This window comes from Tsuneonella amylolytica (assembly GCF_003626915.1).
GTDB classification, from domain to species: Bacteria; Pseudomonadota; Alphaproteobacteria; order Sphingomonadales; family Sphingomonadaceae; genus Tsuneonella; species Tsuneonella amylolytica.
Map to the genome: position 1 here is coordinate 856,871 of NZ_CP032570.1, position 23,829 is coordinate 880,699.

The following is a 23,829-nucleotide window of genomic DNA, read 5'->3' on the forward strand; positions in this document are numbered from 1 at the left end:
GCGCATGCGCAAGATAGAGATCACCCCCGTCGCCAGCAAGCGCGACCGGCGCGAATTCGTCGATCTCGCTTATCGCCTGAATGGATCGGACCCGAACTGGGTCGCCCCTTTGCGGTCCGAGGCGATGGAGCTGGTGACGCCGGGCAAGAACCCGTTCTTCGAGCATGCCGATGTCGAGCTCATGCTCGCCCGCGCCAAAGGGCGCGTTGTCGGTCGCATCTCGGCGCACATCGACCGGCTCGCCCTCGCCCAGCCGCCTGAGCAGGGCATGGGGCCCGGCACCGGCAACTGGGGCCTGCTCGAGGCGGAGGACGAGGACATCGCCCATGCGCTGATCGCACGCGCCGAAGGCTGGATGCGGATGAAAGGCATGGACCGCGTCCTCGCGCCGCTCAGCATGTCGGTGTGGGAAGAACCGGGCCAGCTCGTGCGCGGGCACGATCATCCGCCCACGGTGATGATGGGCCACCAGCCCGAACGCTACGCCCGCTGGATCGAAAGCGCGGGCGGATATGCACCGGCCAAGTCGTTGCTGACTTACGAGCTCGACATCCGAAAGGACTTCCCGCCCCTCATCCAGCGGATCGTCGCTGCCGGCGAGAAGAACGAGCGAATCCGCATCCGCAAGGTCGACAAGTCGCGCTTCGACGAGGAAGCGCGGCTGATCCTCGAGATACTCAACGACGCGTGGTCGGACAACTGGGGCTTCGTCCCCTTCACCGAGGCCGAGATCGCCTATGCCGGCAAGAAATTCCGGCCGATCGTGTTCGAGGACCTGATCATGGTCGCCGAGTACGACGGCGAACCCGTGGCGTTCATGATGACCCTGCCCGACCTCAACGAGGTGCTGGCACCGCTCAAGGGCAGGCTGTTGCCGTTCGGTTGGGCCAAGTTGCTGCTCTGGCTCCGCAAGCCGAAGGTCCGCACCATGCGCGTACCCCTGATGGGTGTGCGCAAGCGCCTGCAGTCGAGCCGGATGGCCAGCCAGCTGGCCTTCATGCTGATCGAGACCATCCGGCAGAATGCGGTGGCCAACTACGGTGCGTCGCGCGGCGAGATCGGCTGGATCCTCGACGACAACCAGGGAATGGTCGCGATCGCCGACGCGCTGGAGACGACGATCAACCGCGAGTACGTGATCTACGAAAAGGTGCTCTGATCCGACTTCCGTGGCGGCTTTGCCACGGCGTGGCGCAATTGCCGCACGCATGGGAACCGCTCTTGCGCATGCGCCGTTCGCCTATTCGCAGACCGCCGGCAATCCGCCGCGCGGGGGGAGACAGCGCACGTGGCCAGGAAAGCCGATTCGAAAGACGCGAAAGCGACGCTCGGCAACGTGCTGCTGGTGGAGGACGATGCGCTGATCGCTGTCGCGCTCGAAGGGTCGCTGCTCGAAGCCGGGGCCACATCGGTCCGCATCTGCTCCACCAGCGCCGAAGCGCTTGCCGCGCTGCGCGACGAGAAACCCGATTGCTTGGTTCTCGACGTTCACCTCGCCGATCGCGACGACGGTTGGGCGTTGGCGGAACTGGTCAATTCGGTCGGGCCGAAGCCGCCGCGCATCGTGTTCTCGACCGGCGCCCCGCAAGACATTCCTGAAGAGATCGCCGAACTCGGCCCGGTGCTCGCCAAGCCCTACGATCATGCCGAACTGATCGCCGCACTCGGGCGGCCAGCCCCGACCGGCCTGTTCGCGCGCCTGCGCGATGCCTTCGGCGCTCGGCCCGAGAGGGCCTGACCCTTACCACATTCGTTGTTTTGATCTGGCGCCGCCCCGCTGCCGGGCCCGTATCTGCGTTTACCCGCGCTAGCGTTGCGCAATTCGCGCCTGGTAAGAAAAAAGGCCTCCGCTCTGATTAACAGAGCGGAGGCCCTTCGGGATCGTATCACCAGCCGCTTGGACGGGAGGGGGGGTCTCGGCGGTGACAAAGGTAGAATGCTCGTCCCGAAATCGCGTTCCCGCCCCCGGACGATTTTTTGCACTGCACCGTCCTTTTTTGCAATTCGCGTTGTAAACCCACGATAATTTGTTCTCTACCGCGTCGTGCAGTGCGGACGACACAACGGAGGGGGCGATAGCGCCGAGCATCGGCGTCCCTTGCTCCACGCTGCGGTTCCCTCCTTGTCAAAGTGGTGGCGGAACAATACCTGACGGCCTTCGTTTTGCCCCCGATATCCCGACGGGATATGTCACGGGAATTCAGACGGGAAGGGAATGCATGTCGCTCGGGGATCAGGTCGCCGCGAATCTGCCTTACTTGCGCCGCTACGCGCGCGCGCTCACTGGGTCGCAAAATACGGGTGACGCCTTCGTGCGCGCCACTCTCGAAGCTGCTCTGTCGGACGACGATCTCAAGCAGTCGCTCGAAGGCGGACGCGTGCCTTTGTACCGCGCGTTCAACAAGGTCTGGTCGAGCGCCTACATGGAAGTCGAGGACGAACGGTCCGGCGACGTGGGACACGAAGGCGCCGCTCAGGATCGCCTGAAGGCGATCACGCCGCTTAACCGGCAGGCCCTCCTCCTCACCACGCTCGAGGATTTCTCGATTCCCGACGCGGCCGAGGTCATGGACATGGACCCCGCCGACGTCGAATCGATGGTGCAGGAAGCGGTCGAGGAGATCGACCGCGAATCCGCCACCAGCGTCCTCATCATCGAGGACGAGCCGCTGATCTCGATGCAGCTCGAGGACCTCGTCCGGTCGCTGGGTCACGACATTTGCGGCACCGCCGCCACGCGCACTCAGGCGCAGGAAGTCGTGGCCGAGCAGACGCCGGGCCTCGTTCTCGCCGATATCCAGCTTGCCGACGGGTCGTCGGGCCTTGACGCCGTGGACGACATCCTCGCGATCGGCAGCGTGCCGGTGATCTTCATCACGGCCTATCCCGAGCGTCTTCTCACGGGTGACCGGCCGGAGCCGACGTACCTCGTCACCAAGCCGTTCCAGGAATCGACCGTTCGCGCGGCGATCAGCCAGGCGCTGTTCTTCGGATCGAGCCGCCCGCTTTCCTGAGGCGGCCGCCCGACCCCACAATCAAGGTACCGATCGAGACCGCCGCCCGCTCAACGCGTGGCGGCGGTCCTTTCGTATGCGGTTCGATAAGGGGTCGGCTTCTCCGATGGAACGGGAGCAACCTCTGCGGCAACGGTCGCTGTAGTATCAGGCGTTGCGCTTCTCACGCTCCGCCCGGCGCCGGGCCCGCAGTTCGAATTCGCTCGGCTGGCGGACGGGGACATACAGGGTGCACAGGACCCCCTCCTTGTCGAAGCGCAGGTCGACGGGGTGGCGGAGCTCGTGCGCGACGATCTTTTCGATGAGATCGGTACCGAAGCCCCGCGGGCGCGTGGCCGGCACCGGTGGGCCGCCGCTTTCCACCCAGCGCACGCTGGCAAGGTCGTCGCGGTCGAGCGCCCATGTCACCCGCACCGTCCCGCCCGCCGCCGACAGCGCGCCGTACTTGGCCGCGTTGGTTGCGAGCTCGTGGATGGCAAGCCCGAGCGAGAGCGCGTCGTTGGGCGCGAGCTCGACGTCGGGTCCTGCCGTCGTCAGCGCACCCTCCGACCGCGCATAGGGCGCCAGTTCGGCATTGATGACGGCCTCGATCGGGGTGGTACCCCATTCGGACTGGGTCAGAAGGTCGTGCGTCGCCGACAGCGCGCGGATGCGCCCGTCGAGCCCTTCGGCGAAATCGTCGAGGTTCGTGGCGCGGCGGCGCGTCAGGCTGACGATCGACAGGACGTTCGCTAGCGTGTTCTTGACCCGGTGGTTGAGTTCGCGGGTCAGCGTGTCGCGGATCGAGTTCTGTTCGGCGAGCCAGTCGAGGCTGGCCTGGTCCTCCACCGCCTGCTGGGTCAGCAGCCGCGCCACAACCATCAGCAGGCTGGCGACGAGAAGGCCGAACAGCAGCGTCAGCATCGACAGCATCGACAGGGTCGCGCCGCGGGCGGACTCCACCTCGAGCAACATCGGCCGGTTCGCGACCATGACCCGTGTCGTCAGTATGCGACCGGTCCGCGTTTCCGGGGCGATCTCGGCCAACAGGGCCTGCGGTCTCTTCGAAATGCCATCGTAAAGGCGGATGCCCATTTCGTTGCGCGTCTCGAGTTCAAGAGCGGAATCAAGGAAATCGCGCGCGTTGAAGGGGCTGTAGACGAACCCCTTCAACCGTCGTTCCTGCCCGACCGTCCGGTCGAATACCGGCATGAATATGCTGAATCCGGGCGATGCCAGGTCGGCTTCCTGCGCCAGTACGATGCGTCCGCTCGCAGTCGGGCGAACGGTGCGTTCCGCCTCGTCCATGGCCGCCCGCCGAACGGGCTCCGAATACATATCGTACGCGAGCGCCCGGCGATTGCGCTCGGTGTCGGGCTGCAGGAAAGTGACCGGCACCATCAGCGGGGTCGTCGTACGCGGCTGGGGATGGATGCGTGGGCTACCGGGCATTTCCTGCGCGATCCGCGTTTCGAAAGACGACAGTTCGTTCGGTCGCACGGCCTCTGCCCAACCGATGCCCTCGGCCCCGCGATAATCGGAATCGAGCCGCAGTTCCTGCACGAACCGGCGGAAAAGCGATGGCGACACATCGTCGACCGTGCCGAAAAGCGCCGCGCCTGCGCGCAAGTATGCCGAGGAGGTGTTTCCGCGCCGATCGATCGCCGACGAAACGGCCAGCGCCGTTTCGTTGAGCCGCGCTTCTTCGCGACGGCGCTCCCCCCGCTCGATCGCGAACACGCTGAGCGCGGTAATGGCGACGATCAGAAGGAAGATCGCAAGCGGTACCGCGCGCGGATAGGAAACGAGCCATCGCCGAGCCTGCCGGGGTCGGTAGTCGGAAATCTGCAAGCCGGCTGCCCCTAGCCATAATCCATCGGTGCTGCGTCGAAGCGCGGCGAGCTATGTCGCTTGCATGTGCGCGAAGGGGGAACCAAGAGCCACCCACATCGTTCCCCGAATTAGCAGGTCGCAGACAATACGCGGCCGGTAGTATCAAACGGGTCGCAAGCCGGTTTTCGGTAAGGGAGTTGGCCTGCCCATGTGGCGGCCTATATTGGGGCGGTATGGATTTGGAAAAGCGACCGATCGGCAACACGCCGAAGGATTCGAGCGGCGACAAGCCGGGGAAAGGGAACGACATGTCTCGCACGCATGCGCACGGGCAGCGTTCCGCGAATCCGGGCTGGGCCAACGGCCTGCGCCAGTTGTACGACACGGTGGTGGAGGAACCGCTGCCCGACCAGTTCAAGGACCTGCTGTCCAAGCTGGACAACAAAGACTGATGTCGGAAGGCAAACGGACGGCCTCCGAACTGGCCGACTTCAAGCGCGAGCTGACGGAGGTCGTGCCGCATCTGCGTGCGTTCGCACGCGGATTGTGCGGCCGCCCCGACATGGCGGACGATCTCGTTCAGGAAACCTTGCTCAAGGCGTGGGCCGCGCAGGAGCGCTTCGAACCCGGCACGAGCATGCGGGCCTGGACCTTTGTGATCCTGCGCAACGCCTACCTCACCGACATGCGACGCAACCGGTTCCGCGGCGATTTCGACGAGGGCGTGGCCGAACGTATCCTGACCGCCCCGGCGGGGCAGGAGGAACCTATTCACCTCAGCGATATGCGCCGCGCGCTGCTGACCCTTCCCCCGGAACGCCGCGAGGCGCTGCTGCTGGTCGGGGCGGGCGGGTTCTCCTACGAGGAAGCGGCCAATATCTGCGGCTGCGCGGTGGGGACCATCAAGAGCCGTGTGGGCCGGGCGCGTGCCGCGCTGACCTCGATGCTCGACGAAGGCGATATCCCGCAGAGGGCAATCGGGGACGAGAGCGCGCATCGCGCCATCCTGGAGGAACTCGACGAGGTGGCCGCGGGCAACGGTGTGAGCGAACCGACCCGCTGACGGTGCGGTCCGGCTTGCGCCGCCAATTCACTGTCGGCACTATCGCCAGCGCATCGCAAGGGCCTCCACGCACATGACCGACGCGGGTTCGCAGCCGACTTCCATCCCGGCCCTCGAGGCGGGCGAGCCGCCCGTCGAAGGGGCGGTCCGGCGGCCGGAGGCAATGACCTTCGCCGCGCAGGAACTGCGGCTCATGTCGTCGCTCGTGGTCATACTCGGGCTGGGCCTGTTCTTCGCCTTGCCGTTCGTCCTTTCCATCGGATCGGTCGTGTTCCTGCCGGTCGTGACCGCGCTCATACTGACGGTCATCCTGTCTCCGCTCGCCGACAAGCTGGCGGCGTGGGGATTGCCGAACACCCTGTCGGCCGTCCTGTCGCTGCTGTTCATGCTGGCGGTGGTGGTGCTGGCGCTCGCCCTCATCTTCCAGCCGGCCATTTCGCTGTTCGATTCGCTGCCGGCGATCATGGAGCGGCTGGGCGACCGGTTCGCCGACCTGCAACGCCAGTTCTACTGGCTCGGCCAAGCCAACCGGCGTTTTGCCGAAATTACCGGCCAGTCGGGCCGCGAGGTCGTGGTCGCCACGCCGTCCTTCATCGAGGAATTCGCCTACGCCACCCCGACGGTTGTGCTGGAGACCCTGCTGACGTTCCTGATGGCCTTCTTCATGCTGGAGGCGCGCGTGCGGATGCGGCGTCGGCTTCTGTTAGAACGCAGCGATTTCGGCGCCAGCATCAAGGCCGCCCGGGTTATCCGCGAGGTGCAGGACCGGGTCGCCGCCTACATCCTGACCGTGACGTGGATCAACGCCGGCGTTGGCGTCATCGTGGCGCTGGGCGCATGGGCGCTGGGGCTGGAGGCACCGGTCATGTGGGGCGGGCTCGCCGCGATCCTCAATTTCCTGCCCTACATCGGGCCGCTGACGATGGTCGGCGTCCTCGCGCTGTTCGGTGTGGGCACGTCCGATACGGTGCTGGTCGGGATCATTCCGGCGCTCGCCTACCTCGGGCTGCACACGGTGGAATCGAATGTGGTCACTCCGTCGATCCTCGGCGCGCGATTCACGATGAATCCGGTGATGATCCTCATCGCGCTCAGCTATTTCACCTGGATCTGGGGCATGATCGGCGCGCTGCTGTCGGTGCCGATCCTGCTGACCCTGACCGCGTTCTTCGACCACGTCGGCCGCCCGAACCTGATCGGTTTCATGTTCGGCGAACCGCTGTTCGACACGGGCGAGACCCTGCCCGAGGCGCCCGAGCCCGACCTGGCCTGATACCATACAAAGGAACGGCCCGCTTCCAGCAAAGGAAGCGGGCCGTTGCGAAACTTGCCGCGATCAAACGATCAGCTGGGGTATTTCCACGTCTTGCCGCGGGCAAGGTTGTCGGATGCGAAGCTCCAGTTGAGCTTCCCGTCGACGACCGCATCAAGGTATGCAGGGCGCGCGTTCTGGTGGTCGAGGTAGTAGGCGTGCTCCCACAGGTCGATCACCAGCAGCGGATTGCCGTCCAGATCGGCGAACGTATCGCCGTCGTGGGTCTCGCCGATTTCGAGCTTGCCGCCCTTTTCGACCAGCCAGACCCAGCCGCTGGCGAAGTGGCCGGCGCCGCGTTCCTTCAGCTGCTTCTTGAGGTCGTCGACCGAGCCGAAGGCCTCGTCGATCATGCTCTTCAGTTCGTCGGACGGGTTGCCGGGCTCGCCACACAGCGAATGCCAGTAGAACCCGTGGTTCCAGCTCTGCGCGGAGTTGTTGAACAGGCCCTGGTTGCTGCCGCGCGCCTTGGCGATGACCGTTTCGAGATCGGCATCGGCCAGGTCGGTGCCTTCGATCGCGGCGTTCGTCTTGTCGATATACGCCTTGTGATGCTTGCCGTGGTGGTAGCTCAGCGTTTCGGCGGAAATCGCCGGGTCGAGCGCGGTATCGTCGTAAGGCAGGGGCGTGACTTCGAAGGCCATGGTTGTCTCCCGTGGTCGGATTGGAGTGGAAGGGGTGTCCTATACCAATGCGCGGGCGGCGCTAGGGTTGCAGGTCCCCCGCGATATCTCCGCCCTTTTTGCGGTCGACGGCGGCGGCAAGCGCCACATCGGCGGTGACGTTGGCAACTGTGCGCATCAGATCGGGCATCATTTCGACCGCGACGAGCAGTGCAAGCGGGCCGATCGGCACCCCCATGGCCAGCGCGATCGGGCCGACCGAGATGACGAAGCTGATCGTGCCGGGCAGGCTGACCGAGCCGATCGCGATCACGAACGCCACCGCCGCACCGGCGAGCAAGGCCGGCACCGTCAGCTCGACCCCGGCGAGGTGGGCGACGTAGATCGCCACCGCCATGTTCATCGCCGGGCTCGTCGCGCGGAAGATCGCGACGCTGAGCGGCAGGACGAATTCGGCCGTCTCCTCGCGCAGGCGCAGCCGCCGCGCGCTGTCGAGCATGGCAGGCAGGCTGGCGAGCGAGCTCTGCGTGCTCAGCGCCACGGTCTGTGCGGGCAACAACGCGCGGGCGAATGTCCACGGCGCGATCCCGCCGGCAAGCCACGCGACTAGGTACCCGCCGACGAGGATCACCGTGCCCACCGCCACCACGATGAGGATGTAGTGCGCCAGCGTGGCGAAGGCCGCGCCTCCGCTCGCCGCGCCGACACCGAGCGCGAGCGCGAACACACCCACCGGGGCTGCCCACAGCACCCAGCCGATGATCATCAGCATCGCATTGGCGACCGCGCGGAAGAACCCGATCAGCGTCTCGCGCTGGCCGGCCGGAAGCCGCGAAACCGCGACCGCGAAGGCGGCGAAGAAAAGTGTCAGCGGCAGCATTGCGGTTTCCGCCGCGGCGGCAACCATGTTGGGCGCGATCAGCGATTCCACAAAAGCGGCGATGGTCGGCACTTCCTGCGGCTCGCCCCCTGCCGACAGCACGCCCGCGGCATCGGCAGGCGGGGGGACCAGCGCGAGCAGCGCGGGCGTGAAGAACGCGCTCATCAGGCCCGAAAACGCGAGCACGCCGGCCACCCACGCCAGCATCCGGCGCGCGGTCGCCCCGGCGCGGGCAGCCATCGCCATTTGCGCGATGCCGATGACGAGAAGCCCCGCGACCAGCGGCACGATCGTCGCCTGGAGCGACCGCAGCCACAGCGTGCCGATCGGCGCGGAAATGGCCAGCGCGGTGTCGAGAGCGTTCGTGCGGGCGAGCACGATCCCTGCCACGAGCCCCGCGATCAGGCCCGCCAGCGTCCAGCCGGCGGGAATCCGCACAGATACCAGTTGTCGTTCGGCGTCCGCCGGTCCCCTGTCCATCGCCGCGACGATAGCGCGTTTCGCCTTGCGCGCTAGTGACATCGCGCGCCGCGTTCGCCATTGCCGGGTCGCAAGGAGTTACCATGACACGCAAGTTCTTCGGCACGGACGGTATTCGCGGGCGGACCAACGCGGGCGTCATGACCGCCGCGACCGCGATGAAGGTGGGCCAGGCCGCCGGCCGCCACTTCCTGCGCGGCGAGCACCGCCACCGGGTGGTGATCGGCAAGGACACGCGCCTCTCTGGATACATGATCGAGAACGCGCTCGTCGCCGGGTTCACCAGCGTCGGCATGGACGTGGTGATGACGGGGCCCCTGCCCACCCCCGCGATCGCGATGCTGACCCACGAACTGCGGGCCGACGTGGGGGTGATGATCAGCGCCAGCCACAACCCGTTCGAGGACAACGGCATCAAGCTGTTCGGCCCCGACGGATTCAAGTTGTCCGACGCCGACGAGATGGCGATCGAGGCCTTGCTGGAGGAGGAGCCGGTCCTCGCCGACGCAGCCGACGTCGGTCGCGCCCGCCGGATCGACGATGCGCGCGGCCGCTATATCCATGCCATCAAGCAGGCGGTGGCGAGCGACATTCGTTTCGACGGACTGAAGGTCGTCGTCGATTGCGCCAACGGCGCGGCCTATCAGGTCGCCCCGAGCGCAATCTGGGAACTGGGCGCGGAAGTCATCCCGCTCGGCGTCACGCCCAACGGCACCAACATCAACAAGGACGTGGGCTCCACCAGCCTCGACGCGATCAAGGCGCGGGTCGTCGCGGAAGGCGCGGACATCGGCATCGCGCTCGACGGCGACGCCGACCGGCTGCTGGTCGTCGACGAAAAGGGTCAGACGGTCGACGGCGACCAGATCATGGCGCTGATCGCTCTGCGCATGCAGGAAAAGGGCATGTTGCTGGGCGGCGGGATCGTGGCAACGGTCATGTCGAACCTCGGCCTCGAACGCTGCCTGTCGGATCGCGGGCTCAAGCTCGAACGCTCGGCCGTGGGCGATCGCTACGTGCTCGAGAAGATGCGCGAAGGCGGCTACAACGTCGGCGGCGAGCAGTCGGGTCACATGATCCTGCTCAACCACGGCACCACCGGCGACGGCACAGTTGCGGCACTGCGTGTTCTCGCCAGCCTCGTGCGCTCGGGCAAGCCGGCGAGCGAGCTCCTGCACCAGTTCGAGCCCGTGCCCCAGCTTCTCAAGAACGTTCGCTATGCGGGCGGCAAACCGCTGGAGGATGCCGGGGTGAAGGCCGCGATCGCCGACGCGGAGGCCGACCTTGCCGGCAAGGGCCGCCTCGTTATCCGCGCATCGGGCACCGAGCCGCTGATACGGGTCATGGCCGAAGGCGACGATGCGGCCGAGGTCGAGAGGGTAGTCGACACCATCTGCGACGCGGTGCGGGCGGCCGCCTGATGGCGTTGGAAATGCGCCCCGACTGCGAGCGGTGCGGCACCGACCTGCCGGCCGAAGCGCCGGGCGCCTTCATCTGCAGCTTCGAGTGCACGTTCTGCGCGACCTGCGCCAATACGCTCGACGATCGCTGCCCCAACTGCGGCGGCGAGCTGATGGACCGCCCAACCCGCGCCAGGAAGCATCACGCGAAGTATCCTCCTTCGGCCGACCGAAGGTACGCCGGGTGAGCGGGCGCACCCCGCCTCGCGTGCTGGCCATCGCCGGCTCCGACAGCTCGGGCGGCGCAGGGATCCAGGCCGACATCAAGACCATCGCGATGCTGGGCGGTTACGCGATGACCGCCATCACCGCGATCACCGCGCAGAACACCACCGGGGTGCAGGCCATCGCGCCGCTCGATCCCGGCATGGTGGCCGAACAGGTGCGCTCGTGCCTGTCCGACATTGGCGCCGACGCGATCAAGATCGGCATGGTGCACGACGCGGGCATCGTAAACGCGATCGCCGACGTACTTTGCGATCTTCCCGACGGTGCGCGGGTCGTGCTCGACCCGGTGATGATCGCAACTTCCGGGGCCACCCTCATCGCGGAGGATGCCATCGCCGCGATGCGCACGCGATTGTTCCCGCTGGCGACGGTCATCACCCCCAACCTTCCCGAACTCGAGCACCTCGTCGGCCGTACGCTGGCGACCCGCGACGAATTCGCCGCCGCTGCGCTCGAAATCGCCGAGGCGTACGGATGCGCGGTGCTGGCCAAGGGCGGACACGCCGCCTTCGCCGACGACGAGGGCCGCGTGCTCGACCTGCTGATGTGGCCCGACGGCGAATTCGCCCAATACGGCGACCCGCGCATCGACACGCGCCATACCCACGGCACCGGGTGCACCCTGTCGAGTGCGATCGCGACGCTGCTCGGCCATGGCCAGCCGCTACCGCACGCGGTCCGGCTGGGCCGGCGGTTCGTGCGCCGCGCGATGGAGACCGCGCCGGGTTTCGGGGCCGGCGGCGGCCCGCTTGGCCATCAGGCGGTGCGCGGCTAGCGCTTGAGGTCGTAGAAGGCCGCGATGTGATCCCAGGCCTCGTCCGCGGTCTCGCACCAGCGGAACAGGTCGAGATCCTTCTTCGAGATCACACCCTCTTCGGCGAATGCGTCCCAGTTGATCACGCGGGTCCAGAAATCCTTGCCGAACAGGAGGATCGGCATCGGCCGAATCTTGCCGGTCTGGATCAGGGTCAGCAGTTCGAAGAATTCGTCGAACGTGCCGAACCCGCCCGGGAACACCGCCACCGCCTTCGCCCGCAGCAGGAAGTGCATCTTGCGCAGCGCAAAGTAGTGGAACTGGAAGCTGAGATAGGGGGTGACGTACGGATTGGGCGCCTGTTCGTGGGGCAGCACGATGTTGAGGCCGATCGATTCCGCGCCGGCCTCGCTCGCCCCGCGGTTGGCCGCTTCCATGATCGACGGGCCGCCGCCCGAGCAGATCACGAACTGGCGCTTGCCGTTTTCCACGATCGCCCGTTCGCTGACCATCCTGGCAAGCTTGTAGGCCTCGTCGTAGTACTTCGCCTTCTCGGCGAGGCGTTCGGCGACGACGCGGGTTTCCTCGGTCGCGTTCTCGACCAGCGCGTCTGCGTTCTCGGGCGAAGGGATGCGGGCGCTGCCGTACATCACCAGCGTCGAACCGACGCCCGCTTCGTCGAGCAGCATTTCGGGTTTCAGCAGTTCGAGCTGGAAGCGGACGGGGCGCAGCTCCTCGCGCAGCAGGAAATCGGTGTCCTGGAACGCCAGACGATAGGCCGGATGCCGGGTCTGCGGCGTGTCCGGCGTGCTCTTCTCGCTGAACGCCGCTTCTTCTTCGGCGGGGAAAAACTTGCGATGCGAAAGATCGCGCTCTTCTGATTTGGTCATTGGCGGTCCGATAGGCGCACCGGGCGCGCTGCACAATGCCCGGGCAAGGGGCGTTTCAGGCGGCAGCGTCGAAGCGTGCGATGCGCTCGCGGATGGCGGCGCGATCGATTTCGGCCGTGGCGCGGTCGGCGGCATGATCGGCCAGTTCGCGCGCCTTTTTCGTCACGAAGGCCCGCAGGTCCGCGCTTCGGCATCGTGCCGGAAGCGCCGCGATCAAGCGCGCGTAGTTGTCGATCATGCGGGTGCTGACCGAAGGGTACTCGCAGGCGGCCTGACGCAGGGCGTCGAGCGGATCGTCGAACAGTCCGCGAAAGTCCTGACCCGGCAGCTCGATCCGCGTCTCGTCAGCGTAGACGGGGACCTTGCCGTCGTCGATCCAGAGGTCCGTCTGCCCCAGCATCGCGGTGGTCAGCCGGTCGCATGCGGCAATCGCGGTGTAGAAGTCGTTTACCGCCGGGCTGAGAGCGCGGGCGGCGACCTCGACGAGCAGGCGGACCTGGAACACCGCCCCCTGCCCCTCGCTGCGAAAGTCTCCGATGGAGATCGCATCGGTCAGCCTGTCGGCACGGTCGAAGGAGTGCTGCAGCCGGATCAGGGGTTCGCCTTCCAGCACGTGCTGGCCGGGCGCGGCGCAGACGCGGACGACGCCGGTGTGATCGCGGAGGTACTTGCGAAGCCTTTCGATGTCGGCCCCTTCGATATAGCCTTCGCGTGGGGCGGCCACGGTCGTCGCCCACGAGCCTTCGAAGGGCGCGGCGCCGGCAAGCGCAATGGTGCCGCGGCTCGCTTCTCGGCCGAGGTTGTGAATGGCCCGGTCGACGAAGATCGTACGGCCGAGATCGTGCAGTGCTACCGTAAGCATGGCGACGTTCACGGTCTGCAAGGCCATCACCAGCGCGACCGTCGCCAGAGGGGTGTCGGAAAGGTCGGCCTCGGCATCGATCGACGCGAGCGCGACCAGCGAGAAGATGAGCGTCGACGACAACCCCGACAGCGACGCGCGCACGAGCCGCTTGTTGAGCCAGCGGTCGATCAGCCGCACGCCCAGGTTGCTGCTGGCCACCGTCAGAACGAGCAGCGCGATCGAGAAATAGAGGGTCGCCAGCGCCACGTTGACGCCGACTGCGACGCCGACCAGATCCTTCGCGGTATCGGACGTCTCAACAGGCGACAGGTCCGCCGACAGGATCCACGGGGTCAGACCTGCCCGGTCTATCAGGATGGAGGCGAGCGCGAACAGCGGTGCCAGAAGGACGGCCAAGACCGGAAGCGACCAGTAACTGGCCGCGATCCGGTGAAATATCCACCCGCCGCGGCCAAGAAACGGTCCGCTGCTTCGATCCAACATTTGTTGCCCCACGACTTAATCGGTGCGACCCGCGGGAACCCTAACGCAGATTAGTCACTTTGGTTGCTGCGCGATCACCGGCCTAGGGGCGACCACCTTTCCGAAGCAGTCAGCGCGCAAACAGGGTCTCGCAACAATGGGGAAAGGCCTAGGCCATGACTGTGCCTGCAACGATCGACGCCGCCGCGCGTCAACTTGGCAATATCGAAAATCTCGTTCCGCTCACAAGCGGACAGTACACCATGGGATCGCTGATCCTGATGGTCAGCTACGGCGCGCATTTCGCGTTCATCATCTATTTTATCCTCACCAGCTTCCAGCTCGCCCCGCGCTATCGCGTGGTGCCGATCCTGTCGGCGGTGGTCATGGCATCGGCGGGCCTCAGCCTGCTGCGTGAATTCAGCCTGTGGGACGCCAGCTACGCGTTCGACGGCAGCCTTTATCAGCCGCTGGCCGAAGGCAACACGTTCACCAACGCGTTCCGCTACGGCAACTGGACGATCACGGTTCCGCTGTTGCTGACGCAGCTCGGCATCGCGCTCGCGTTGCCGCGCAAGGAGCTTTACCCGCGGGCGGCCCGCATGATCATCTCGGCTTTGCTGATGATCTGGACCGGCCTCTACGGCCAGTTCGGCGAAACCGGTGACTGGTCGCGTCTCAACATCTGGGGCGTGATCTCGACGGTGTTCTTCGTCTGGCTCATCATCGAGGTGCGCGGCGTGATCGCACAAGGCGTCGCGACCAGCCCTGGCGAACTGAGGGCCTGGCCGAAGAACATCTTCTGGTACTTCCTGGCCACCTGGGGTCTCTATCCCATCGCCTACGCGCTGCCGCAGCTCGGCTTCACGGGCGATGTCGTGGTGACCCGCCAGCTGCTGTTCTCGATCGCCGATATCTCGACGAAGCTCGTCTACGGCATCATCCTGTCGCGCTACGTCCTGCGTCGCTCGGCGCTGGAAGGTTATGTGCCGGCCGCCGAAGCGCTCGAGGTTTCGCCGCTCGGCAGCCAGGTCGCCTCGCAGCGCGGCGACTGACCATGAAACCGGCCGTCCTTTCGGCCGCAAGGGGACCCCGGCTTCGCGCTGGGGTCCTCTTTCCGTTTCTACTTTTCACGCTGGCCCTCGCTGCACAGTCTGCCGGGCTTTCTGCCTCGGTCGGCCTCGGGCTTGCTCTGTTTCTCGCCGGGCTGGCCCATGGCGCGGGCGAAGAAGAGGACGGCACGATCCGACCCCTCGGTTTGCCGCAGGCGACTGCGTACGTCGTTTCCGCCCTTGCCATCGCCGGCCTTTTTCTTGCCCTGCCGCTGGCAGGCCTCGCGCTCTTTCTCGCACTATCGGGCTGGCATTTTGCGCATGGCGATTGCGGCCTCGCCAGACTTTCGCGATTTGCCATGGCGGGTCTCGCGATCGGAGGGAGCGCGCTCTTCCATCCCCATCCGACTACCGACACGTTCTCGACAGTGGTCGAGGGGTCCGTCCCGTTGGCATTCACTCAAGTCCTGGCGATTGCCGGAGTGTTCGGCGCTGGCGCCGCTCTCGTTTCGGTAGCTCGGGGCAGGCGCGATTGGCCGCTCGCGCTTCTCGCCCTCGCAGCGACGGCGGTGTTCCATCCGGTGCTCGCCGTGGGTTTCGTCTTCTTCATCGGACACGCTTTGCCGATCCAGTTGCGCCAGCTAGGGCGCTACGGCAGCGCAGCGGTTGCGAAAGCGATAGCATGGCCGACCGGAATCGCCGTTGCGGGAGCGGCCCTGATGGCAGCGTCCGTCGCGGCGGGCTGGATGACCCTCCCGATCGCTGCGGCGTTCGCCTTCGGCTTCGCCACCCCGCATATGCTTACCGACCGTTTGAGGGTCTGAGGTCGACGGGCGAAAGCCCGAAACCAAGTCAACATAGGTTGCTTTGACGACCCCGAACGGCGAAGTTATCGGCGCCAGCGGGAGGACGCTACGTGACGACCGAACTGTTTCTGAAAGGCCGGCTGCGCCACGATTTGTCGCAGGACGAAAAGTCCGCGCTGGAAGGCGCGGTCGCGCGGATATTCGCGCTCGAGCCACGCCAGCGCCTTACGCGTCGGGGCGAACGTCTCGAATGGTCGTATTACATCATCGAGGGGGCGATGCTGCGCTATCTCGACGACAAGCGCGGTGCGCGCCAGATCGTCGGCATCAATATTCCGGGCGATTTCGTCGACCTGCACGGTTATCCGATGAAGCGGCTCGACCACGGCGTCGCCGCTCTCGGCCGTGTGACGATCGCCGAGTTCAGGCACGTCGACCTTACAGACCTTATCGAGAAATTTCCCCATCTCGGCCGGGCGCTGTGGTTCTCGACCCTGCTCGACGCCGCGCAGCACCGCGAGTGGATCTTTCGCCTCGGGCGCCTCAATGCCGAGGGGCGAATCGCGCATCTCATCGCCGAGCTCATCCAGCGGTGCCGGATGGTCGATCTCTACGACGGCCGGTTCCTGACGATCCCCATGCTCCAGCGCGACTATGCGGAGGCGTGCGGGATCACCTCCGTTCATGCCAACAGGAGCTTCCGCACGTTGAAGGATCGCGGCGTGCTGATGCCGCATGGCGACGGCAAGATCGAAATCCTCGACGAGGCCGCCTTGCGAAAAATCGGGGAGTTCGAAGGCGACTACCTCTACGGCGAGGGCGAACTCGCGCTGTCCAGCATGACGGATCAACCGATGGAGCGCGACTAGCCGCGCGCTGCGTGTGATTCGCGATGTGGGAAGTGGATGCCCCGCAAGGATTCGAACCTTGATTGACGGAGTCAGAGTCCGCTCTCTTACCATTAGAGGACGGGGCATCATCTCTTCGGCCGCGCTATGCGCCGCCTCGCGAGGGGTGCGCACTTAGGTTCGTGCAGGCGGCAGGTCAAGGCCGCGAATGCATGGGCGCGGAACGGCCCGCTTGCCGGATGGCCCGCCCCCCGCTAGCATCGCCGTCAGGTCCCCGGCGCGCGTAAGTTCGATGCGCGGCGGGAGGAACAGAAAGACTTGAGAAATGGCGGATTATTCTCCGCCGGACACGCAGAGAGACGGAAAGGCAGGGACAGGCGGCAAAGGGAGCGGATCGTCCGGCAAGGTAGCCGATTTTCGCTACAAGCGCTCCTCGCAGTCCCAAGGCCGACCGAACCAGACCGCTTCGCAGCGTCGACCCGCACAAGCACGTGGCGCAGGTAGCGGAGCAGCGTCCGGACCGGCACCGGCGCGCGCCATGCCGCCCCCCGGATCGACACGCAGACAGGCCTATGCCGCGCTCGATCTCGGCACCAACAATTGCCGCTTGCTGATCGCCCGGCCCGAAGGCGAGAACTTCACGGTCATCGATGCCTTCAGCCGCGTCGTCCGGCTTGGCGAGGATCTTGCCCAGAGCGGCCGGCTGAGCGACGCCGCGATGGACCGGGCGCTGGCCGCCCTGCACATCTGTGCCGAGAAGCTGCGCCGCCGTAACGTCTTCCTCGCCCGGTCGGTCGCGACCGAGGCGTGCCGGCGCGCGATCAACGGCAGCGACTTCATCGACCGGGTGCGGGAGGAGACCGGCATCGCGCTCGACATCATCACCGCGCAGGAAGAGGCGCGGCTCGCCGTTCTCGGCTGCCATGTCCTGCTGGAGGCGGGGCATGGCCCTGCGGTAATCTTCGACATCGGCGGCGGTTCGACCGAACTCGTGCTGATCGAACCGGGCGAGAACGTGCCGCGCATCATCGACTGGGCCAGCGTGCCATGGGGAGTCGTCTCGCTGACCGACACCGTCGGCCGCAGCGAAGGCGCGAGCGAGGCCGACCGGGTCGAACGATATGCCCGGATGCGGATGCTGGTTTCCGACAGCTTCGCTCCGTTCGCGGCTCGGGTGGCCGATGCCTCGCGCGCCGAGGACATCCGCCTGCTGGGGACCAGCGGCACCGTCACGACGCTGGCCAGCCTGCATCTCGAACTGCCGCAGTACGACCGGCGAGCGGTGGACGGATTGATCGTGCCGGCCGCATCGATGCGGGACATCAGTACGCGTCTTTCTTCCATGGCACCCGAGGATCGCCGCGCTTTGCCCTGTATCGGCCCGGACCGTTCGGATCTGGTGGTGGCGGGCTGCGCCATCCTCGAAGCGATTCTCGACCTCTGGCCGGCCGACCGGCTGGGCGTGGCCGACCGGGGGATTCGCGAGGGCATTCTGCGCAGCCTCATGGCTGGTACCCCCGCCCCGCCGAAGGCCGCATCATGAGCCGGTCGGGCAAGGATCCGGTCAAGCGGGTCAAGACCGCGCGCGGGCGGACCGCGTCGTCCAACCGCTGGCTGTCGCGCCAGCTCAACGATCCGTACGTCCGGCAAGCCAAGGCCGATGGCTATCGCAGCCGCGCGGCTTACAAGCTGGCCGAACTCGACGAGAAGTTCGCCGTCCTGAAGGGCGCGAAGCGCGTGGTCGATCTGGGCGTCGCACCGGGCGGCTGGGCGCAGGTCGTGCGCAGGAAGCGCCCCGCGGCGGCGATCGTCGGCATCGATCTCCTCCCCACAGAGCCGATCGAGGGAGCGACCCTGCTGCAGATGGACTTCATGGCCGACGAGGCACCGGGCGCTTTGGTCGAGGCGCTGGGCGGCAAACCCGATCTCGTGATGAGCGACATGGCCGCCAACACGGTGGGTCACAAGGCAACCGACCACTTGCGCACGATGGGGCTGGTGGAAGCGGCGGCCTGGTTCGCGGTGGAAAACCTAGAACCGGGCGGGTCCTTCATCGCCAAGGTGTTCGCCGGCGGCACCGATGCGGGCATCCTGGCGCTGCTGAAGAAGCATTTCCGCACCGTCAAACACGCCAAGCCGCCCGCGAGCCGGAAGGATTCGAGCGAGTGGTATGTGATCGCGCAAAGTTTCAAGGGCGAGCAGACTGCACCGGCGGACTGCTGAGCGATACCATCCGCTACACTTCGGAACGTGGCGGAATGTCCGGGCGGGCGTAGGGCGGCGGCAGTTTCCGACCGGAACACACCATGACCGTTCGCCACGACATCGCCTAAGCCCTCATCGCACTGATGGGGATCGCGCTCGTGTTCGCTAGCCTCCACCTGCGGCGCCGGCGCATCCGTCACGGCAAGGCGATGCGCGGATGGCGCGGGCGCTGATCGTCCCCAATCGGCACACGGATCGGCGCGAGCGACAGCCTAAACTTGTTTGGGGCGCGCGCGGGCGCCGGGTGCAGTATTCAGCAGATGCGACCCGAAGGATAGCCGATGCGAGTCGGCCTTCCTCTACTTAAGAAACCCCGCTCGCGGTCCGCCGCGGGCGGGGTCTTTTTTGTCAGCTCTGCGGGGGCGGATTGGCCGAAGCGCCCTGCGCAGTCGGAACCGGCTGGGAGGTGCCGGCACCGCCGGCTGCTTCGACCGGATCGACCGGGGCACCCTCGACTGCGCCGGGGCCTGCACCGGGGGCACCCTCGGCCGCGTCGGAACCGGGCGCGGCAGGCGCTTCGGGCGTCGGGAGGGCCGGGCCGCCGCCCTGCTGCCGGAGATAAAGGATGATGTTCGCCCGGTCCTGTCCGTTCGACAGACCGGCGAAGCTCATCTTGGTGCCGGGCGCGAACGCCTTGGGGCTCTTCAGCCAGGCGTCCATGTTCTCGTAAGTCCAGCTGCCGCCGTGGCCCGACAGGGCGCTGGAGAACGCGTAACCGGCCTTCCCCTTGCCGATCTGCTCGCCCATCGTGCCCCACAGGTTCGGACCCTGCTTCACGCCGCCGCCCTGGTCGAAGCTGTGGCACGTGCCGCAGCGCGCGGCTGCAGCCTTTTCACCCGCGGCAACGTCGCCCGTCGCGAGCAGTTCGGCCAGGCTCGGCCCGCTTTCGCCTTCGCCCTCTTCCACGACGCCTTCGATCGGGTACCCCATTTCTTCGGGGCGATGCGGGCGATCGGCGGAGAAGTAGCCGGAGCTGACGGCGCTGAGGCCGAGGCCGACGACGCCGGCGAACAGGACCCATCCGGCGGCGGTATTGAAACGGTCGTCCATGCGTGCGGTATTCCGGTCGTGTGACAATGAAAGTGGCGGCTTTGCGGCGCCGCTCTAGTCACCGCCACCGCGGCGCGCAAGGGGTGGCGCACCGCCGCCTTGGCGCTTGCCCGCCGCGCGGGGCACCGCTAGCGCCGCCGCGACGATGGACGCCTTCCCCGCCCCCGCCCGCGCTATGGTGCGCGCGATGCAGGCCGCCGCCGAAGGCGACCCGGCGCGCGCGGTCGCGTTCGCCGGGGCCCCTGGCGCCAATTCGCACCGTGCGGCGGCGGAAATGCGCCCTGACGGGCTGCCGCTGCCATGCTACAGCTTCGAGGATGCGATCGACGCCGTGAAGGCAGGCCGCGCTGGATGCGCCGCAATCCCCGTGGAGAACAGCCAGCACGGACGGGTGGCCGATATCCACTTCCTGCTTCCCGAAAGCGGCCTTGCCATCACCGGCGAGCATTTCCTGCGCATCAACCACGCCTTGATGGCAACGGGCGGCGGCCCGTTCACCGCCGCCTACAGTCACCCGCAGGCATTGGGGCAGAGCCGCGCTTTCCTGCGCGCTCGCGGCATCGCTCCGCTCGCCTATGCCGACACCGCCGGGGCGGCCGCCCACGTGGCGGAGCGCGGCGAGGACAGGATCGCGGCCATCGCTCCTCCGCTCGCCGCCGAGCTCTACGGCCTCGAAATCGTGGAGCACGACGTCGAGGACGCGCCCGACAACACCACCCGCTTTCTCGCACTAGCCCGCGACGCTCTCGATCCGGCGACGATCGCGGGCGAGGCCATCACGACGTTCGTGTTCGAGGTGAAGAACATCCCCGCCGCGCTCTACAAGGCACTGGGCGGGTTCGCGACCAACGGGGTCAACATGACCAAGCTGGAATCGTACCAGGCGGGCGCGAGCTTTTCGGCGACGATGTTCTATGCCGACATCATCGGCAGCCCCGGCCAGCCGCCGGTCGACCGCGCGCTGGAGGAACTGGCGTTCCACTGCAAGGAACTGCGCATGCTCGGCACCTATCCGCAGGAGCGGACGCGCGGCTAGTTGTACGGCGCCCCGCGCCGTGCCACCACCTGCATGGTGACGCAGGGGTCGGGCACTATCGGCGATGCCGGCAAGGCGTGGGACGCGGTCCGCGCCGATTCGGCGATCCAGTATGCCCCCGTCCCCGCCCCGCCCCCGTCGAAGCCGCCGGGCTGGCTGGAAGCGTTCTTCGACTGGCTCGGCCGCATCCTCTCGCCAGTGGGCGAGGCGCTGGGCGTCGGCTGGCCGGTCCTGAAATGGACCTTGGTCTTGATCGCCGTCGCTGCTGTGGCGTTGCTCGCGTGGCGGGTTCTCGGACCCGTCATCGGTTGGAAGGTCCCCCGCCGTGCGCACGCCGGGGACGAGGCGGATTGGACCCCTGCTTCCCACGAGGCGCTGGCATTGCTCGCCGACGCCGACAGGCTCGCGGCGGAAGGACGCTTCGACGAGGCGACGCATCTTCTCCTCCGCCGCAGCGTCGGACAGATCGCCGCCGCCCGTCCCGAATGGGTCGAACCGGCGACGACCGCGCGCGAACTGGCGCGGTTCGAAGCGCTGCCGGACGGCGCGCGCCGCGCGTTCGCGACCATCGCCGAACGGGTCGAGCGCAGCCTGTTCGCCCTGCGCGCGCTGGGGGCCGAGGACTGGCAGGCAGCACGGGCGGCTTATGCCGACTTCGCGCTGGCGCGGCTGACACCGTGAGGGACGCGTGAACCGCGGCGCGTTCGACCGGCGAACGGTGCTCGGCCTCGTCCTGCTGGGCGCGCTCGCCTTCGTGGCGATGCTGTGGTTCATCGGCCAGGGCGACACCGACGGCGGCCCCGAAAACGGGCAGGCGCACGCCGCCGGCCACGGCCTTGCCGGGTATGCCGCGCTCGCCGATCTGCTGGGCCGCCAAGGGCACACGGTGTCGCTGTCGCGCAACGAGGGTCGGCTCGACGACGAGGCGCTGCTGATCCTCACTCCGACCCTCAACGCCGACCCCGACAAGCTGGCCGAGATCGTCGAGGATCGCCGCTACGTCGGACCGACCCTGCTGATCCTGCCCAAGTGGTTCGCTTTCCCCCTGCCGGCTGGCACGCGGGGATCGAAGGAAGGCTGGGTGCAACTGCTCGCAGCGTCCAAGCCGGGCTGGGCGGCCAGGCTGGACGGCGAGATCGCCATGAAGCCTGAGATCGGCCAACTCGCCCCGGGTTCCGCGGACTGGACCGGCCTCGGCCTTTCGGGCGCGCTGCCCCGCCCCGACGAGGCGATGGGCATCGAGGGCGGCGACTGGGCCACGCTGGTACGCGATTCGCGCGGCCGCGACATAGTCGCCTACGCCGCCGACGACGGATGCTACCCGGTGCTCGACGGGGCGGCCGGGTTCACGACCCCGGGCGAGGATGCGTGCGAGAGCGACAAGTGGAACGTAACCGTCGCCTTCGAACCCGACCTGTTCAACAACTACGGGATGGCCGACCGCAACCGGGCGCTACTCGCGGCGAAAGTGGTCGAGCTTGCGCGCGAGGGCCAGGACGTGCCCGTGGTGTTCGACCTCACGCTCGCCGGGCTCGGCGGCGCGAAGAACCTCCTCACGCTGGCGTTCCAGCCCCCGTTCCTCGCGGCGACGCTGTGCCTTTTGCTGGCGGCGGCGGTGATCGGTTGGCGCGCGTTCGGACGGTTCGGACCCGCGGTGGCGGAGCGCCGATCGATCGCGTTCGGCAAGACGCGGCTCGCTGCCAACGCTGGCGGTATCGTGCGGCGCAGCGGGCGGCTGTACCTCCTGAGCGGCCCTTACGCCGCGCTCGTCGGAGGGCGCATCGCCGCCGCGCTCGGACTGCGGCGACCCGACCCCGATGCCATCGACGCCGCGGTAGCCCGGCTACGGCCCGATGCACCTCCGTTCTCGGCGCTCGTCCGCCGCCTCGAAACCGCGCAAGGGGCCGGCGCGACGCTCCGCGCAGCCCACGCGCTCCATGCACTCGAAAGGGATCTTCGCCGATGACAATGCAACTGGACGAGGTTCGCAGCCTCGCGGACTCGATGCGGTCCGAAGTCGCCAAGGCGATCGTCGGGCAGGATCAAGCGGTCGAGCATCTCCTTGTCGCGCTGCTGGCCGAAGGGCACGTGCTGCTGGAAGGGCCGCCGGGCACCGCCAAGACTTTCCTCGCGCAATGCTTCGCAGGCGCGCTCGGCCTCGATTTCGGGCGCATCCAGTTCACCCCGGACCTGCTGCCCGGCGACATCCTTGGCTCCAACCTGTTCAACTTCCAGACGAGCCAGTTCACCCTCACGCGCGGCCCGGTGTTCCGCGATCTTCTGCTGGCAGACGAGATAAACCGCACCCCGCCCAAGACGCAGGCCGCGCTGCTGGAAGCGATGCAGGAGCGCAAGGTGACGCTCGACGGCGAGACCCACCCCCTGCCCGACCGGTTCATGGTTGTCGCGACGCAGAACCCGATCGAGAGCCAGGGGGTCTATCCCCTGCCCGAGGCGCAGCTCGACCGGTTTCTCTTCAAGCTCATCGTCCCCTATCCCTCGGCGGAGGAGGAAGCGGCGATCGTCGCAAGGTTCGGCCAGCGACAAGGTCCGGTAAGCCCGGCCGAGTTCGGAATCGAGACCGTTGCCGACGCGGGTCGCCTCGCCGCTGCCAGCACGGCGCTGGACCAGGTTACCGTTGCCGAAGGGATCGTCGATTACGTCGTGCGCCTGGTGCGCGCCACGCGGGAGAGCGCCGACCTGTCGAGTGGGGCGAGCCCTCGCGCCGCGGTCGCGCTGGCGAACGCCGCCCGGGCCCGCGCGGCGCTGGAGGGACGGGACTACGTCGTGCCCGACGATGTGAAGGCGCTCGCCACCGCGGTCCTGCGGCACCGCCTCATCCTCAGCCCCGCAGCCGAAATCGAAGGCCGCGAGATCGAGGCGCTGGTGGGCGACCTCATCGAGCGTACCGAGGCTCCGCGATAAAAGC

General features: G+C 67.1%; 24 protein-coding genes and 1 tRNA gene. 18 read left to right on the plus strand and 7 right to left on the minus strand.

Annotated elements, in window-relative coordinates:
- Positions 1-4: 4 nt before the first annotated feature.
- The 3 genes from D4766_RS04345 to D4766_RS04355 all read left to right on the plus strand — a co-directional run bounded on the left by D4766_RS04345 (position 5) and on the right by D4766_RS04355 (position 3,014).
- Positions 5-1,159, plus strand: a complete 1,155-nt coding sequence (locus tag D4766_RS04345) for an N-acetyltransferase (RefSeq protein ID WP_120716340.1) — start codon at positions 5-7, stop codon at positions 1,157-1,159.
- Positions 1,160-1,288: 129 nt separating this feature from the next.
- Positions 1,289-1,738 (plus strand): response regulator, encoded by a 450-nt coding sequence (locus D4766_RS04350; protein ID WP_120716341.1) that lies wholly within the window; start codon positions 1,289-1,291, stop codon positions 1,736-1,738.
- Between the two features lie 481 nt (positions 1,739-2,219).
- Entirely contained in the window at positions 2,220-3,014 is a 795-nt protein-coding gene (locus D4766_RS04355; RefSeq protein WP_120716342.1) for a response regulator, read from the plus strand.
- 147 nt (positions 3,015-3,161) lie between these two features.
- On the opposite strand, the gene D4766_RS04360 is transcribed toward D4766_RS04355, so the two are convergent.
- Positions 3,162-4,844 carry a CHASE domain-containing protein gene (locus D4766_RS04360; RefSeq protein ID WP_194955792.1) on the minus strand — a complete coding sequence of 561 codons (1,683 nt, stop codon included), beginning with the start codon at positions 4,842-4,844 and terminating at the stop codon, positions 3,162-3,164.
- Positions 4,845-5,059: 215 nt separating this feature from the next.
- On the opposite strand from D4766_RS04360, the gene D4766_RS04365 reads away from it, so the two are divergent.
- The 3 genes from D4766_RS04365 (at position 5,060) to D4766_RS04375 (ending at position 7,162) form a co-directional block, all read left to right on the plus strand.
- On the plus strand, positions 5,060-5,278 hold the full coding sequence (locus D4766_RS04365) for a NepR family anti-sigma factor (RefSeq protein ID WP_120716343.1): 219 nt from the start codon (positions 5,060-5,062) through the stop codon (positions 5,276-5,278).
- A complete protein-coding gene (locus D4766_RS04370) occupies positions 5,278-5,889 on the plus strand; it encodes a sigma-70 family RNA polymerase sigma factor (RefSeq protein ID WP_120716344.1) in 612 nt (203 codons plus the stop codon). The genes D4766_RS04365 and D4766_RS04370 overlap by 1 nt, the downstream gene beginning before the upstream one ends.
- A 73-nt stretch (positions 5,890-5,962) precedes the next feature.
- Positions 5,963-7,162, plus strand: coding sequence for an AI-2E family transporter (locus D4766_RS04375; RefSeq protein WP_234024889.1), 1,200 nt, complete (start codon positions 5,963-5,965; stop codon positions 7,160-7,162).
- Between the two features lie 71 nt (positions 7,163-7,233).
- Here the strand turns inward: D4766_RS04375 and D4766_RS04380 are convergent, their stop codons facing one another.
- Both D4766_RS04380 and D4766_RS04385 read right to left on the minus strand, forming a co-directional pair.
- Entirely contained in the window at positions 7,234-7,845 is a 612-nt protein-coding gene (locus tag D4766_RS04380) for a superoxide dismutase (protein ID WP_120716345.1), read from the minus strand.
- A gap of 61 nt (positions 7,846-7,906) precedes the next feature.
- The gene (locus D4766_RS04385) at positions 7,907-9,226 is read right to left on the minus strand and encodes a dicarboxylate/amino acid:cation symporter (protein ID WP_325049118.1); all 1,320 of its coding nucleotides are present in this window, start codon (positions 9,224-9,226) and stop codon (positions 7,907-7,909) included.
- A 41-nt stretch (positions 9,227-9,267) separates the two neighbouring features.
- On the opposite strand from D4766_RS04385, the gene glmM reads away from it, so the two are divergent.
- Genes glmM through thiD form a run of 3 tightly spaced genes read left to right on the plus strand, consistent with a single transcriptional unit; the run spans position 9,268 to position 11,647 of the window.
- Complete coding sequence (gene glmM, locus D4766_RS04390) at positions 9,268-10,605, plus strand: phosphoglucosamine mutase (RefSeq protein ID WP_120716346.1); 1,338 nt, start codon at positions 9,268-9,270, stop codon at positions 10,603-10,605.
- On the plus strand, positions 10,605-10,832 hold the full coding sequence (locus tag D4766_RS04395) for a DUF1272 domain-containing protein (protein ID WP_120716347.1): 228 nt from the start codon (positions 10,605-10,607) through the stop codon (positions 10,830-10,832). Before glmM ends, D4766_RS04395 begins: the two co-directional genes overlap by 1 nt.
- Complete coding sequence (gene thiD, locus D4766_RS04400) at positions 10,829-11,647, plus strand: bifunctional hydroxymethylpyrimidine kinase/phosphomethylpyrimidine kinase (RefSeq protein WP_120716348.1); 819 nt, start codon at positions 10,829-10,831, stop codon at positions 11,645-11,647. The genes D4766_RS04395 and thiD overlap by 4 nt, the downstream gene beginning before the upstream one ends.
- Here thiD and D4766_RS04405 read toward each other — a convergent pair.
- Complete coding sequence (locus D4766_RS04405) at positions 11,644-12,516, minus strand: LOG family protein (protein WP_120716349.1); 873 nt, start codon at positions 12,514-12,516, stop codon at positions 11,644-11,646. The genes thiD and D4766_RS04405 overlap by 4 nt on opposite strands.
- Positions 12,517-12,571: 55 nt before the next feature.
- Positions 12,572-13,864: a DUF2254 family protein gene (locus D4766_RS04410; protein WP_120716350.1), complete on the minus strand. Its 1,293-nt coding sequence runs from the start codon at positions 13,862-13,864 to the stop codon at positions 12,572-12,574.
- 155 nt (positions 13,865-14,019) lie between these two features.
- Here D4766_RS04410 and D4766_RS04415 point away from each other — a divergent pair, with 155 nt between their 5' ends.
- From D4766_RS04415 to D4766_RS04425, 3 genes are all read left to right on the plus strand, one after another.
- Positions 14,020-14,898, plus strand: a complete 879-nt coding sequence (locus D4766_RS04415) for a bacteriorhodopsin (RefSeq protein ID WP_120716351.1) — start codon at positions 14,020-14,022, stop codon at positions 14,896-14,898.
- A 2-nt stretch (positions 14,899-14,900) separates the two neighbouring features.
- Positions 14,901-15,719 carry a Brp/Blh family beta-carotene 15,15'-dioxygenase gene (locus tag D4766_RS04420; protein ID WP_120716352.1) on the plus strand — a complete coding sequence of 273 codons (819 nt, stop codon included), beginning with the start codon at positions 14,901-14,903 and terminating at the stop codon, positions 15,717-15,719.
- Between the two features lie 92 nt (positions 15,720-15,811).
- A complete protein-coding gene (locus D4766_RS04425) occupies positions 15,812-16,570 on the plus strand; it encodes a Crp/Fnr family transcriptional regulator (RefSeq protein ID WP_120716353.1) in 759 nt (252 codons plus the stop codon).
- A 33-nt stretch (positions 16,571-16,603) separates the two neighbouring features.
- Here D4766_RS04425 and D4766_RS04430 read toward each other — a convergent pair.
- Positions 16,604-16,677: transfer RNA gene (locus D4766_RS04430), tRNA-Gln, on the minus strand.
- Positions 16,678-16,874: 197 nt separating this feature from the next.
- On the opposite strand from D4766_RS04430, the gene D4766_RS04435 reads away from it, so the two are divergent.
- Together D4766_RS04435 and D4766_RS04440 are read left to right on the plus strand one after the other, a co-directional pair.
- The gene (locus tag D4766_RS04435; RefSeq protein WP_120716354.1) at positions 16,875-18,092 is read left to right on the plus strand and encodes a Ppx/GppA phosphatase family protein; all 1,218 of its coding nucleotides are present in this window, start codon (positions 16,875-16,877) and stop codon (positions 18,090-18,092) included.
- Positions 18,089-18,772: an RlmE family RNA methyltransferase gene (locus D4766_RS04440; RefSeq protein WP_120716355.1), complete on the plus strand. Its 684-nt coding sequence runs from the start codon at positions 18,089-18,091 to the stop codon at positions 18,770-18,772. The genes D4766_RS04435 and D4766_RS04440 overlap by 4 nt, the downstream gene beginning before the upstream one ends.
- 390 nt (positions 18,773-19,162) lie before the next feature.
- On the opposite strand, the gene D4766_RS04445 is transcribed toward D4766_RS04440, so the two are convergent.
- Positions 19,163-19,864, minus strand: a complete 702-nt coding sequence (locus tag D4766_RS04445) for a c-type cytochrome (RefSeq protein ID WP_120716356.1) — start codon at positions 19,862-19,864, stop codon at positions 19,163-19,165.
- A 145-nt stretch (positions 19,865-20,009) separates the two neighbouring features.
- On the opposite strand from D4766_RS04445, the gene D4766_RS04450 reads away from it, so the two are divergent.
- From D4766_RS04450 to D4766_RS04465, 4 genes are read left to right on the plus strand one after another with little or no spacing between them, the layout of a single operon-like run.
- Complete coding sequence (locus tag D4766_RS04450) at positions 20,010-20,900, plus strand: prephenate dehydratase (protein ID WP_120716357.1); 891 nt, start codon at positions 20,010-20,012, stop codon at positions 20,898-20,900.
- Positions 20,901-21,581, plus strand: coding sequence for a hypothetical protein (locus tag D4766_RS04455; protein WP_234024890.1), 681 nt, complete (start codon positions 20,901-20,903; stop codon positions 21,579-21,581).
- 7 nt (positions 21,582-21,588) lie between these two features.
- Positions 21,589-22,866 carry a DUF4350 domain-containing protein gene (locus tag D4766_RS04460; RefSeq protein ID WP_120716358.1) on the plus strand — a complete coding sequence of 426 codons (1,278 nt, stop codon included), beginning with the start codon at positions 21,589-21,591 and terminating at the stop codon, positions 22,864-22,866.
- A gap of 2 nt (positions 22,867-22,868) precedes the next feature.
- Entirely contained in the window at positions 22,869-23,825 is a 957-nt protein-coding gene (locus D4766_RS04465; protein ID WP_120716359.1) for an AAA family ATPase, read from the plus strand.
- The last annotated feature ends 4 nt before the right edge of the window (positions 23,826-23,829 follow it).